The organism is Kitasatospora sp. NPDC057518 (assembly GCF_042802075.1).
Classification (GTDB): Bacteria; Actinomycetota; Actinomycetes; order Streptomycetales; family Streptomycetaceae; genus Kitasatospora.
Window position 1 is genome coordinate 1 of the sequence record NZ_JBHVEU010000261.1, and the last position, 12,605, is coordinate 12,605.

At 75.4% G+C, this 12,605-nt stretch carries 11 protein-coding genes; 5 read left to right on the forward strand and 6 right to left on the reverse strand.

From position 1 onward, the window contains the following. Positions 1 to 204: 204 nt before the first annotated feature. The 3 genes from ACFU7Z_RS24880 to ACFU7Z_RS24890 all read left to right on the forward strand — a co-directional run bounded on the left by ACFU7Z_RS24880 (position 205) and on the right by ACFU7Z_RS24890 (position 4,446). Positions 205 to 1,314, forward strand: a complete 1,110-nt coding sequence (locus ACFU7Z_RS24880) for a hypothetical protein (RefSeq protein ID WP_063780175.1) — start codon at positions 205 to 207, stop codon at positions 1,312 to 1,314. A 209-nt stretch (positions 1,315 to 1,523) separates the two neighbouring features. After that, positions 1,524 to 3,962 carry a helicase C-terminal domain-containing protein gene (locus tag ACFU7Z_RS24885; protein WP_380779740.1) on the forward strand — a complete coding sequence of 813 codons (2,439 nt, stop codon included), beginning with the start codon at positions 1,524 to 1,526 and terminating at the stop codon, positions 3,960 to 3,962. Positions 3,963 to 4,032: 70 nt separating this feature from the next. Then, positions 4,033 to 4,446, forward strand: coding sequence for a VOC family protein (locus ACFU7Z_RS24890; protein ID WP_380779742.1), 414 nt, complete (start codon positions 4,033 to 4,035; stop codon positions 4,444 to 4,446). Here ACFU7Z_RS24890 and ACFU7Z_RS24895 read toward each other — a convergent pair. After that, positions 4,443 to 5,156, reverse strand: a complete 714-nt coding sequence (locus ACFU7Z_RS24895; RefSeq protein WP_380779744.1) for a helix-turn-helix domain-containing protein — start codon at positions 5,154 to 5,156, stop codon at positions 4,443 to 4,445. The two genes, ACFU7Z_RS24890 and ACFU7Z_RS24895, sit on opposite strands and share 4 nt — an antisense overlap. Before the next feature lie 154 nt (positions 5,157 to 5,310). Next, complete coding sequence (locus ACFU7Z_RS24900) at positions 5,311 to 6,825, reverse strand: MFS transporter (protein WP_117488578.1); 1,515 nt, start codon at positions 6,823 to 6,825, stop codon at positions 5,311 to 5,313. Positions 6,826 to 7,135: 310 nt separating this feature from the next. Here ACFU7Z_RS24900 and ACFU7Z_RS24905 point away from each other — a divergent pair, with 310 nt between their 5' ends. Further along, positions 7,136 to 7,900 carry a TetR/AcrR family transcriptional regulator C-terminal domain-containing protein gene (locus ACFU7Z_RS24905; RefSeq protein ID WP_117488580.1) on the forward strand — a complete coding sequence of 255 codons (765 nt, stop codon included), beginning with the start codon at positions 7,136 to 7,138 and terminating at the stop codon, positions 7,898 to 7,900. 78 nt (positions 7,901 to 7,978) lie between these two features. Here ACFU7Z_RS24905 and ACFU7Z_RS24910 read toward each other — a convergent pair whose 3' ends face one another. Then, a complete protein-coding gene (locus ACFU7Z_RS24910; RefSeq protein WP_380779747.1) occupies positions 7,979 to 8,752 on the reverse strand; it encodes an isocitrate lyase/phosphoenolpyruvate mutase family protein in 774 nt (257 codons plus the stop codon). Further along, positions 8,749 to 10,251, reverse strand: coding sequence for a hypothetical protein (locus ACFU7Z_RS24915; RefSeq protein ID WP_380779749.1), 1,503 nt, complete (start codon positions 10,249 to 10,251; stop codon positions 8,749 to 8,751). Before ACFU7Z_RS24915 ends, ACFU7Z_RS24910 begins: the two co-directional genes overlap by 4 nt. A gap of 163 nt (positions 10,252 to 10,414) precedes the next feature. On the opposite strand from ACFU7Z_RS24915, the gene ACFU7Z_RS24920 reads away from it, so the two are divergent. Further along, entirely contained in the window at positions 10,415 to 11,110 is a 696-nt protein-coding gene (locus tag ACFU7Z_RS24920; RefSeq protein ID WP_380779751.1) for an ArsR/SmtB family transcription factor, read from the forward strand. Positions 11,111 to 11,153: 43 nt separating this feature from the next. On the opposite strand, the gene ACFU7Z_RS24925 is transcribed toward ACFU7Z_RS24920, so the two are convergent. Both ACFU7Z_RS24925 and ACFU7Z_RS24930 read right to left on the reverse strand, forming a co-directional pair. After that, entirely contained in the window at positions 11,154 to 11,657 is a 504-nt protein-coding gene (locus ACFU7Z_RS24925; RefSeq protein WP_380779753.1) for a DinB family protein, read from the reverse strand. Between the two features lie 36 nt (positions 11,658 to 11,693). Next, complete coding sequence (locus tag ACFU7Z_RS24930) at positions 11,694 to 12,491, reverse strand: VOC family protein (RefSeq protein WP_117488588.1); 798 nt, start codon at positions 12,489 to 12,491, stop codon at positions 11,694 to 11,696. Positions 12,492 to 12,605 lie beyond the last annotated feature (114 nt).

A 12,605-nucleotide genomic window follows, 5' to 3' on the forward strand; every position in this document is an offset into this window, starting at 1 on the left:
ATCCAACAGTCCTACCGGGTTCTGCCCCGGAGCGGGGCAGAACCCGAAGATTGATCACAACATCACACAGGCCCTAGCGGCGCCCTCCCGGGCGAGGCGGGCCCGGACCCCTGGCGTCCCCGCGGGACCCCGCTGGGTGAACTCCGCGCGCCAGGCGATTCGACCACGACATAACTTCGCGTTATGAGACTTCACTCTTCGCGCATGAGGTTCTGGGGGCAGGCCGGCGTGGTCGCCGCCGCCGTGGTGGTGCTCGGCGCCACGGCGGCGGGGGGCGCCGTCGGCCGAGCACCGTTCCTCGGGCCGCTGAACACCGTGTCCCCGGTCGCCTCGACCGTGCCCGCGAACGGGGACGTGAACCCGTACGGCACGTTCGTGATCCGGCACAGCACGGGCAGGCTGCACCGCGGCAACGTCCTGATCAGCAACTTCAACAACGCGCAGAACCAGCAGGGCACCGGGACCACCCTGGTCCAGGTGAGTCCGGACGGCGCCGTCAGCACGTTCGCCCAGATCGACCCGGCGCACCTGCCCGGGCCGTGCCCCGGCGGGGTCGGGCTCTCGACGGCGCTGACCGTCCTGCCGGGCGGCTGGGTCGTGGTCGGCAGCACGCCCACCACGGACGGCACCTCCGCCACCGTCCAGGCCGGCTGCCTGCTGGTGCTGGACAGCAACGGAACGGTCCGCGAGACCATCGCGGGCGACGGCATCAACGGCCCGTGGGACATGACAGCCGTCAGCTCCGGCGACCGCGACGAGCTGTTCGTGACCAACCTGCTGAACGGCACGGTCGCGGGCGGCGGGGCCGAGGTCGACCAGGGCACCGTCCTGCGGATCACCCTGTGCCGGCCGGGCGGCGCACCGCCGCAGCGGATCGCGACCACCCGGATCGGTTCGGGCTTCGGCCAGCGCACCGACCCGGCCGCCCTGGTGATCGGCCCGACCGGCGTCGGCCTGGGCCACGACGACACGCTCTACGTGGCGGACACCCTCGCCAACCGGATCGCCGCGATCCCCGACGCCGTCCACCGCGTCTCCGACGCCGGCACCGGCACCACCGTCAGCACCGGCGGCAACCTCAACGGGCCGCTCGGCCTGGCCGTCGCCCCCGGCGGCGACGTCCTCACGGTGAACTCCGGCGACGGCAACCTGGTCGAGACCACCCCCGCCGGCGACCAGGTCGCCGTCCGCACGCTCGACGACAGCGGCACCCCGCCCGGCGCCGGCGCCCTGTTCGGGCTCGCGGTCGACCTCGACCGCGACGCCGTGTACTTCGTCGACGACGCCACCAACTCCTTGAACGTCCTGCACTGACCGCCCTGCCGCGGGTGCTGCTCCCGTACGCTCCCGCCCCCGAGGGCCCGGACCGCGACCACCGACCGCGGCCCGGGCCCTCGCTGTCTCCCGAACCGCCCGCCGGTCGCTTCGCCGTGCGGCCCGAACCGCCCGCCGGCACACCGTGTTTGCCATGCTTGAGCCCCGGCCGGTTCCGACCTGGGACGGCGTCCGTCCTCTGTGGTGAGGTGTTCCCCATCGGCAAGACAAGTGGATCGACCCTGGTCGCGTGGCTGCGCGGCGCCGACGCGGCACAGGTCGTACGGGTCCTGGCCTCGCGCCCGGACGCCGCGGTGGAGCCGGAGCCGCGATCGGTCGGCGAACTGGCGGACCGGCTCCAGCGCCCGGCCTCGGTCGCGCTGGCGATCCCCCGACTCACGCTGCCCGAACTCCAGGTGGCGGAGGGCGCCGCCGCACTGGCGCCTGCCACCCGGGACGTACTGGCGAACCTCCTCGACGCGACGGACGGGGAGCGCGCTCACCAACTGGAAGCGGTACTGCGGGAGTTGGCCGATCGCGCGCTGGTGTGGCCGGGCGGCGACGGGCGGCTGCACGTGGCGGCGCCGCTGCGGCAGGTGTGGGCCGCACCCCTCGGGTTGGACGCGCCACTGGCACGGCTGCTCGCGGACACGACCTCCACCGATCTGGGCCGCATGCTCGCCGCCGTCGGCATCACGTCGACGGGCACCAAGCAGAAGCGGCTGGCCGCGCTGATCGACCACCACGGCGATCCGGACCGGGTCACCGCGCTGGTCGCCAAGGCCCCCGCGGCCGCCCGGAAACTCCTGGAGCAACGTGCGCGGCAGGCGCCGGAGCGGTCGGCCCGCATCCTGTACGGCCTCCCGCGGCCGGATCCCGGGCCGGGCGAACGGTGGGCGCTGGAACGGGGGTTGCTGATCCGGGACGGGCGCTGGTACGGGCCCGCCCGGATGCCCTCGGAGGTGGCCCTCGCGCTGCGCGGCACCGGCTGGCACGCCCCGTTCACGCCCGTCCCGCCCGCGGTCCGGACGCGGCCCGTCACCGGATCGGCCGTCGACCGGGAGGCCGCCGCCGCGGCGATGGCGTTCGCCGCCCACGCCTCCTCCGTCCTCGCGGCGTGCGCCGCCGCTCCCCCGGCCCGGCTGAAGTCCGGCGGGATCGGAGCCCGCGAGCTGTCCCGGCTCGGCAAGGCCGCGAAGTGCGACGACACCGTGGTGCGCATCGCGCTGGAGTCGGCCGCCGCGGCCGGGCTGCTGGCCCGGGACGGCGACCGGGTCGCGGCGACCGAGGCCTACGACGGCTGGGCGGAGGAGGAACCCGCCGACCGGCTCGCCGTGCTCCTCCGCGCCTGGTGGACACTGCCGCTGACCCCCGGCGGGAGCCGCGACGAGGAGGGGAAGGCGCTGCCCGCCCTCGCCGGAGCCCCGCCCCGCGGGGGCTGCGTCCAGGCCCGGCACGGACTGCTCGCCTCCGCGGCGCGGCTCCCGGCGGGTGAGGGGGCGACCGACCCGGCGGACCTGGGGGCGCTGATCGCGTGGCAGCGTCCGCTCGCCGACCAACTCGCCCAGGACGTCAGCCCGTTCGCCACCCTGGTCGGCGAATCGGAGCTGCTCGGCGTCCTCGCCCTCGGCGCCCTGTCCCCGCTCGGGGCGGCCCTGGACGCCGACGGCCCGGACACGGTGGCCGCCGCCTGTCGACGGCTGCTGCCCGCCTCCACCGGGTCCGCCCGCTTCGGCAGCGATCTCACGGCCGTGGTCGCCGGCACGCCCTCGACGCCCCTCGTCACGCTGCTGGACTCCGTCGCCGACCGGGAGGCCACCGGTACGGCGTCGGTGTGGCGGTTCAGCCCGGACAGCGTCCGCCGCGCCCTCGACGCCGGCCACACCGCCGACACGCTGACGGCCGACCTCGCCGCCATCGCCGTCGCCGCCACCACGGAACCGCTGCCACAACCGCTCGCGTACCTGATCCGCGACACCGCGCGCGGCCACGGCCGGGTGCGCGTCGTCTCCGCGGCCTGCGTGATCCACGGCGCGGAACCCGCCCTCCTCGCCGAACTGGCCGCCCACCGCAGGCTCGCCCCGCTCGGCCTGCGGCAGTTGGCTCCGACGGTGCTGATCAGCCGGACCCCGCCGGACGAGACGCTCGCGGCCCTGCGGTCGGCGGGCTACGCCCCCGTCGCCGAGGAGCAGGACGGATCCGTCCGCATCGAGCGGACCCGGCGACACCGGGCAACGAACCCGCTCCCGACCCCGCGCCGACCCGCCGGCGCGCGGCGGAAGGCCGTCCGCGTCGCGGGCGCCCGGACCGCCACCGACCTGACAGCCGTCGCCGCCCGGCTACTGGCGGCCCCGCAAGAGGCTCCGGAGCCCGACCCCGACGACGGCCGCCCCTACGCCAGCGACACCGAGGAGATCATCGCCGGGCACGCGCGCAACCTGTCCTTCACCGACGTCCGCCAACTGGCCCACGCCGTCAACGAGAAGCAGCCGATCACCGTCGAGTACACCGCCACCTCGGGCAACACGACCGTCCGCACCCTGAGCCGCCTCGAACTGGACGCGCCCTACCTCCACGCCTGGTGCCACCTGCGCGACGCCGAACGGGTCTTCACCCTCTCCCGCATCCACGGGGTGATGCCCTCGTAGCCGGGCCCCCGGCCGGCCGGTGTCCGATTCGTTCAAGACCGGGTGGGGCGGGGGTGCCTAGCGTGGGGGCATGAACAGCACAGGTGTACCGCAGTTCGCGTTCGTCGGGCTGGCCGTTGCGGATGTGGCCGCCTCGGTCGGGTTCTACCGGCGGCTGGGGGTGGGGTTTCCCGAGGGGGCGGAGGGGGAGCCGCACGTCGAGGGCGAGGTGCCGGGCGGGCCGCTTCTGGTGCTCGATTCCGAGGCCACCATCCGGTCGTTCCATCCCGGCTGGCGGCCGCCGAGCGGCGGTGGCCGGTCCGCACTGGCGTTCCGCTGCGCGAGTCCCGCGCAGGTGGACGCGGTGTACGGAGAGTTGACCGGCGCCGGGTACCACGGGGAGTTGGAGCCGTGGGACGCCTTCTGGGGGCAGCGGTACGCCGTGGTGCACGATCCGGACGGCAACGGGGTGGACCTGCTCGCGCCGCTCGAGGACCGGCCCTAGGAGGAGAGCAGCGCGGTCAGCGGCAGGCCCGCCAACTCCCGTACGTCGCGGGCCAGGTGGGCCTGGTCCGCGTAGCCGGTCCGGGCCGCCGTCTCGGCCTGCGGGACGCCGGAGCGGGCGAGGGCCAGGGCGCGCTGGAGGCGCAGGATCCGGGCGAGGGTCTTGGGGCCGTAGCCGAAGGCGGCCAGGGAGCGGCGGTGCAGTTGGCGGGCGCCGAGGCCGACCGTCTCGGCCGTCGCGGCGACGGAGCGGCCGGCGGCGAGCGAGGCGGCCACGGCGCGGATCAGGGGGTCCTCGGGCTGGGCGTCGGCGGCCAGCCGCAGGGCCAGGGCCTCCAGGGCGGCGGCCGGGTCGGGGGCCGCGTCGATGTGTCCGGTCAGCCGCCGGACCTCGGCGGCTGACCGCAGGTCGGCCAACTCGACGCGGCGGTCCCGCAGTTCGTGTGCGGGGACGCCGAGCAGGGCGGGGGCGGCACCGGGCCGGAAGCGTACGCCCGCCCACGGGCCGCGCAGTCCGGGGCCGGGGTGGAAGGCGCGGGTGTCCGGTCCGGCGACCAGCAGCCGGCCCTCCGTCCACAGCAGGTCCATGCAGCCGTCGGGCAGGACGAGCCCGGCCCGCGCGGCGCCCGTACGCCCGAGGGCTGGCTTCGTCCACAGGACCGCGCCGGGCAGCCGGCACGCGCGTTCCTGGTACGAGGCGGACGGTTCCATGATCCGAGGCTACGCGCCCCGCAGGGACCCGGCGGGCGGACGGCAGCAGGACAGCAGCAGGACAGCGGCAGGAGGACGACAGGACGGCGGGCGGACGCCGACGGCCCCGGCCGCACGAGGCGGCCGGGGCGATCTGCCCGGGGAGAGGGGCCGGTCAGGCGACCGGCTCGGCCTCCGGCACCGCCGGGGGCTCGGCCCCCGTACCGGCGGTCTTCCGGCCGTCGCGCATCAGCACCAGGGTGAGCGCCGCCGCCGCGACGACCGCGATGCCGCCCGCCGTGAAGGTGGTGGAGGTGGCGGTGTTGAACGCCTCCCGGGCGGCCGCGACCAGGCCGCCGTCCCCGGTGGAGCCGGCCACCGCGAGCGCGCCGGTGATGTCGTGGCGGGCGGCGGCGGGGGCGGCCGCGGGCATCGCGCCGGTGTAGGTGCTGGAGAGCACGGTGCCGAGGATGGCCACGCCGAGCGCCGCACCGGACTGCTGGATGGTGTCGTTGAGCGCGGAGCCGACGCCGGCGTGCTCACTGGGGATGGCGCTCATCAGCGCGTTGGAGGCGGCCGGCATGGCGAGGCCGGAGCCGATGCCGAGCACCAGCATGGCCAGGGAGACCTTGGTGAAGCCGTCGCCGACCGAGAGGGTGGCGAGCAGTCCGAAGCCGCCCGCGATGATCAGCATGCCGATCGAGGTGAACACCCGCGCCGGGACCTTCTTGCCGAGCACCGCGCCCAGCGCGTTGAACACCAGCGAGGCGATGGCCAGCGGGATGAAGGCGAGGCCGGTGTCGGTGGGCGAGAACTCCAGCACGAACTGGAGGTACTGGGTGAGGACCAGCATCAGCCCGCCGGTCGCGAAGGTCAGCAGGATGAGCGAGAAGCTGGCGCCGGTGAAGACCCGGTTGCGGAACAGCTTGATCGGGACCATCGGCGAGTCGGTGCGGACCTGCCGGACGGCGAAGCCGACCAGCGAGGCCACCGCGAGGGCGAGTGCGCCGAGGGTGCTCGCGCTGGTGAAGCCGTCCTGGGGCAGCACGATGATCGACCACACCAACGCCGTCATGCCGACCATCGACAGCACCATGCCGAGCAGGTCGGGGCGGCGCCACGGTCCCTTGGACTCCGGCATCAGCAGCACCGCGGCGACGATGGCGACGGCCGCGATCGGCACGTTGAGCAGGAAGACCGCGCCCCACCAGAAGTGCGCGATCAGCGCGCCGCCCAGCACCGGACCGCCGACCAGGCCGACCATGGCCACCGCGGTCCACGCGGCGATCGCCTTCGGGCGCTCCTCGTCGTCGAAGACGGTGATCAGGATGGAGAGCGTGCTCGGCATGACCAGCGCGCCGCCGACGCCCATCAGGACGCGCCCGGCTATCAGCTCACCGGGGCTGCCGGCGTACGCCGCGACCAGTGAGGCGGCGCCGAACAGCGCCAGCCCGACGATCATCACCTTCCGCCGTCCGAAGCGGTCGGAGAGGCTGCCGGAGGTGAGCAGCAGGCCGGCGAAGACCAGGATGTACGAGTCGATGATCCACTGGATGTCCTGCGCCCCGGCCTTGAGGTCCTCCGCGATCGGCGGGATGGACACCGTGAGCACCATGTTGTCGATCACCAGCACCAGGCTGCTGAGACAGAGCACGACCAGGATGAGCCAGCGCTGCGGATGACGTTCCACGGCGTTTCCCCCTTCGAACTTCGGACTGAGAGCGTCAGGCTCCGAGCTCGGGCGTCGAGCGTCGGAACGGGCGCGCGGGCCGGGCTGTGACGCCGGAGCCGCGCGGAAGTCGTCGCGGGCACACCGTCCTCCGTCCCCAGGGGAACGGTGTGCGCCGCTCCGAACACTGTACGGACACCGCACACTGTTCGCAACGCCGCACACCGTTCGATCTCCGCACGCTGTTCGTCTCCCCGTACACTGTTCGCATCAACCCGTGGCGAGCGGCGCCGAACCGGACCGGATCCGGACGATTGGTGAGGAGGGCCCGATGGCGGCCAGGACAGAGGACGGCGCGACCCCGGGCATCCCCATGCCGTGGAACCGCCCCGAGCGACGGCGGGAACAGCCCGCCCTCAGCCGCGAACAGATCGTCGCCGAGGCCTTCGCGCTGCTGGACTCCGGCGGCATCGAGGCGCTGAGCATGCGCAAGCTCGCCGCCCGGCTGAACGCCGGCGCCACCTCGCTCTACACCCACGTCGCCAACAAGGACGAGCTGCTCGCCCTGGTCGTCGACCAGGTCTTCGGCACCCTCCCGCACCCCTCGGCCGAGGGGTCCGAGGAGCCGAAGGTCTGGCGCGCGAAGATCGCGGAGTGCGCCGAGAGCATGCGCACGGCCATCATCCGCCACCCGTGGATGGTCGGGGTGATCGGAGACGTCGGGATGATCTACCTCGGCCCCAACTGGATGCGGCTCTCCGAAGCCCTGCTGGACGTCCTGGAGGCGGCCGGCTTCGAGATCGTCGAGGCGAACGACGCGATGAACGCGGTCATGGGCTACACCATCGGGACCGCCTGCGTGGAGGCCGCCTGGCTGGCCGCGCTGGCCCGCAGCGGCCAGGACGAGCAGGAGTGGATGAACCGGCTGCTGCCCGTCGTCACGGAGGCCACCAAGGACTTCCCGCGGCTGCACCGGCTGTACACCACCTCGGTTCCGGACGAGGTCGCCGGAGGCCGGGACAGCACCTTCGCCCGGGGCGTCAACGTCATCCTGGACGGGATCGAAGCGGCCAGGACGGCCCGCGGACAGCACTGAGCCCCCGGGGAGCCGCCCCCGCCCGACGTGCCGCCTCCCGCCCGGCCGCACGGCCCAGCGCCGCCCCGACCGCGCGGCTCAGCTCCCGCTGAGCGCCTGCACCTCCGCGTACCCCGGCACCGGACCGACCGGCTCCCCCGCCGCGACGGCCGCCGCCGTGGCCACCGCCGCCGCCAGTGCCGCGCGGTACAGCAGCGACCCGAGGCTGACCCGGGCCACCCCGAGCCCGGCCAGCTCGGCGAGGCCCGGGCCGGTCGGCGTCCAGAGGATGTTGAGCGGGACGGCGAGCGCACCGACCAATCGGCCGATCGCCGCCGGACCGGTCAGCCCGGGGACGAACACGCCGTCCGCGCCCGCCTGTTGGTAGGCGTCCAGGCGGCGGAGCGTCTCCGCCTCGGGGGCGTCCTGCCCGCACCAGTAGGTGTCGGTACGGGCGTTGACGAACAGCTCCGGGGCGGCCGCCTTCACCGCGGCGATCTTCGCGGCGTGGCGGGCGGACGGGGCCAGCGTGCCGTCCGCCCGGCCGTCCTCCAGGTTGATGCCGACCGCGCCGGCCTCGGCCAACTCCACGGCCAGCTCGGCGACTTCGTCCGGGTCGTCGCTGAACCCGGACTCCGCGTCGACGCTGAGCAGGAAGCCGCCGTGACCGAGCCGGCGCGCCAGCCGTACGGTCTCCGCGCGGGTGGCGGAGGCGCCGTCGGGGAGGCCGGCGACGGCCGCCACGCCCAGGCTGGTGGTGCCGATCGCGGGGTGGCCCTGGGCGGCGAGGGCGACGGCCGAGGCGTGGTCCCAGGCGTTGGGGAGCAGCAGCGGGCGCCCGGGGCGGTGGTGCAGGGCGGCGAAGGGGGTCATCGGGTCGTCTCCATCGGCTCGTTCGCACGGTGTCCGGTCGGGTCCGCCGGACTGTCGGTCACCCACGTCGGACTGTCGATCACCCACGTCGGGCCGTCGGTCACCCACGCCGGATCCGCGGCGCCGCCCCTCGCACCCGCCAGGCTCCCGACCGAGTCCGCGTAGTAGTACCCGGCCTCGGAGACGTGGCAGACGATCTGCCGGAAGCTCCAGCCCGTCCCCGGGGAGTCGTCCAGCCGTTCGTCCGGCAGCGCCGCGACCCGCCGGGACCAGATCCCGGCCAGCCTGGTCAGCCGGCTCCGGGCCTCGTCCAGATCGGCGGTGGTGAACGGGGCCAGGTCGGCCGGGGTGGTGGCGTTGGAGGCGTGCCAGCGGTCGGGCTCGGTCGGTTCGCCGACCAGCCGGGCCTCCACCTCGGCGAGGTGGTCGACGAGATGGTCGGTGATGCGGCGAACGGCCTTGTGCGGCGCGTAGGTTCGGCCGTCGGCGTTGACGATCGGACGGCCGTCCCAGGCCGTCCAGCCGACCGCCAGGGCGAGCACGTAAGCGACCATCTCCGGTACCAGGACGGCCAGTTCGGCCTTGTCGAGGTCCGGGGTCGACGGCGGCGTCCCGGTATCCGCCGGATCGGAGGCGCCGTACAGGATGCCCTCGGCGATCACCAGGGCCTGCGAGCGGCCCGGGCAACTCCGGGGCGGGGCACCGAAGGTGAGCGCGACCCCGGCCGGCGCCCCGGCCTGGGCGGCGGCGATGTCGAGCAGGACCCGCGTCCCGACCGGCACCGCGACCCCACCGACCTCGGTCGCCCGGACGGCGATCCGCCGCATCGTCCGGACCGGCGGGTCCGTGCGCAGCACGCCGGCCAACCCGTCCTCGTGCCGGCGGGCGCCCTCGACCAGCGCGGCGGTGGCGTCGCAGGCCTGGACGAGCAGGCCGATCCGGTTCGCGGCGGTCTCCTCGTCCCGGTCCCCCATCGCGGGCAGCAGCCGGGCCACCGCCGCATCGGCCACCGGGTCGGCCGGCGCGCCGTCCACCGCCGCGCCGTCCATCGCCGGGTCCGCGGCCGGGTCCACCACCGTGCCGTCCACCGCCGAACAGGCCGGCGCGTCGGTGAAGTACGCCCGGGACACCGTCGCGACGTCCCGCGCCACGGCCTCCGGGTCGGCCAGGCCGAGCTCCGCCGCGAGCACCCGGACGACCCGCAGCCGGACGTCGGACTCGAAGCCGCCGGCCGCGGCCACCCGCAGCCGGTCCGGGTCCAGCCGCTCCAGGTCGGCCAGCACCAGCGCCCGGCGCCGGGCGTGCGGTTCCCCGGAGCTGAACCGGGCGACGGCGGACCGCAGCCAGGCCACCGTGCCGGGGGCGCCGCCCGGCACACCAGGCGCGGGGGCCGCCGCGGGCAGCGGCACCAGCGCGGGATCGGCCAAGGCCGCCGTCACATCGTCGTAGCGGGAGAAGGTCGTGGTCGCCGCCCCGGGGACCACCGTGGTTTCGCTCATGCCGTCATCGTGGCCCCGGGTCGTTTCGGCCCCGGCCGAACCGTGCCGGGGCGACCCTGGAGGCATGTCCCCGGCTCCGCTCCCCCACGCGGCCCCGCCGCCGCGACCGCCCCGTCCCCCGCACCAGGGCATCCACGCACCGCCGTGCCCCGACCATGGAGGCATGACGCTCGCCGCCCTCGCCGCCCTGCTCGCCGACCCCACCCGGGCCGCCATCTGCTCCGCCCTGCTCGACGGCCGTGCCTGGACGGCCGGTGAGCTGGCCCGGCACGCGCGCGTCGCGCCGTCCACGGCCAGCGAGCACCTGTCCCGGCTGATCGCGGGCGGGCTGCTGGCCGAGGAGCGGCAGGGCCGGCACCGGTACGTCCGGCTGGCCTCGCCCGCGGTGGCCACGCTGATCGAGGACCTCACCGTCTTCGCGGAGTCCGCTCCCGGCCCCGCGACCGCGCCCCGCAACCTGACCGAGGCCACCCGGCTGAGCGCCGAGGCCCGCGCCCGCACCTGCTACGACCACCTGGCCGGACGCCTCGGCGTGGCCGTGTCGGACGCGCTGTTCGCGCGCGGCCTGGTCACCGAGGAGGACGGGCTGGCCGTCACCGGACGCGGCCGGGACTGGCTGGCCGCGCAGGCGATCGAGCTGCCGCCGGGCGCGGGCCACCGCGGCGGACGCCCGGTGGTGCGCAGCTGCCTGGACTGGACGGAGCGCCGCGGCCACCTGGGCGGGGCGCTGGGCGCGGCCCTCTGCCGGGCCGCCCTGGACCGCGCCTGGGTGGAGCGGATCGGCTCCGGCCGGGCCCTCCGGGTCACCCCGGACGGCGGCCGGGCGCTGCGCGAACTCCTCGGCGTGGAGCTGCCCTGACGGCCGCCCCGGCGCCGCCCCCGCTCAACGGCGCCGCTCCGGCTCAGCCCATCGACTTCGCCCCGTCCAGCGCCTCCCGGATGATGTCCGCGTGCCCGGCGTGCTGCGCGGTCTCGGCGATCAGGTGCAGCAGCACCCGCCGGGCCGACCAGGCCGTGCCCGGCGGGAACCAGGGCGCGGGCGGCAGGTCGTGGGCGGCGTCGAGGTCGGGCAGGCTCCGGACCAGCTCGTCCGTCCCGCGCGCCGTCCGCTCGTACTCGGCGAGCAGCCCGGCCAGCGTGTCGCCCTCCGCCATCCGGAACTGGGCCGCCCAGGCGTCCGGGTCGGCGGCGCCCGCGTCCCCGCTCCGCATCGCCTCCGCGCCGCCGGTGATGAACCGCGCCCAGCGCGCCTCGACCCCCGCCACGTGCTTGATCAGGCCGCCGAGGCTCAGCTCGCTGACGGTGGTGCGCTCGGCCGCCTGCGCGTCGGTGAGGTCCCGTACGGTGTGCCGCAGCAGCCCGCGGTGCTTGTCCAGCGCCTCGACGAGTTCCTCGCGCTCACCCATCGGCCACCCCTGTCGCTCGTCGTCCCGTCGGACGCATCAGACGTCCTCCGTCTCCGGCTGCTCCCCTACCCGCCGGTCGAGGTCGATCAACCCGAAGGCCGCGCCCTGCGGGTCGCCGACCGCCGCGAACCGGCCGAACGGGCTGTCCATCGGCCCGAAGTACACCGTGCCGCCGCGCGCCGTCAGCCGCCCGATCGCGGCGTCGGTGTCGTCCACCGCGAAGTAGACGCTGATGTACGAGGGGGCCTCGGGCGGCAGGAAGTCGCCCTCCGCTCCCATCCGGCCCAGCACCGGCCGGCCGCCGACCTGGAACATCCGGTAGTCGAAGTCCCCGCCCGCCATCTTCTGCACGCCGTACGGGAAGACCGCCGGGAAGAAGGCGTCCGCCTTCGCGGGCTCGCGGGTCACCACCTCGGCCCAGCTGTACGCGCCGGGCTCGCCCTGCTTCTCGAAGCCCTCGTGCCGCCCGGCCTGCCAGACGCCGAACACCACGCCGCCCGGGTCCCTGGCGATCACCAGCGTGCCGAAGTCGCCGACCTGCATCGGCCCCATGACCACCTCGCCGCCGTTGGCGCGGATCCGCGCCGCGGTGGCGCCGGCGTCCGGCGAGGCCAGGTACAGGCACCAGGCGGACTGGGCCTCCGCGCCGGGCATCGGCGGCACGACCGCGGCGACCGCCTTGCCGTCCGAGTACGCCTGGGTGTAGTTGCCGAACTCCGACGAGCTCTCGCCGAAGGTCCAGCCCAGCACGTCGCCGTAGAAGGCCTTGGCGCCCTCCAGGTCGGTGAACATCGCGTCGGCCCAACAGGGTGTGCCCTCAGGTAGCGCAGCCATCTCTCTGCCCTCGTGTGTGGCGAAGCGCGCGCGCCGGGAGGGCGCACGCCGGCCCCCGGTTCGTCAGCCTAGCCACGACGCGCCGCACCCGCGCGGGCTGGAACCCGCGCGGGT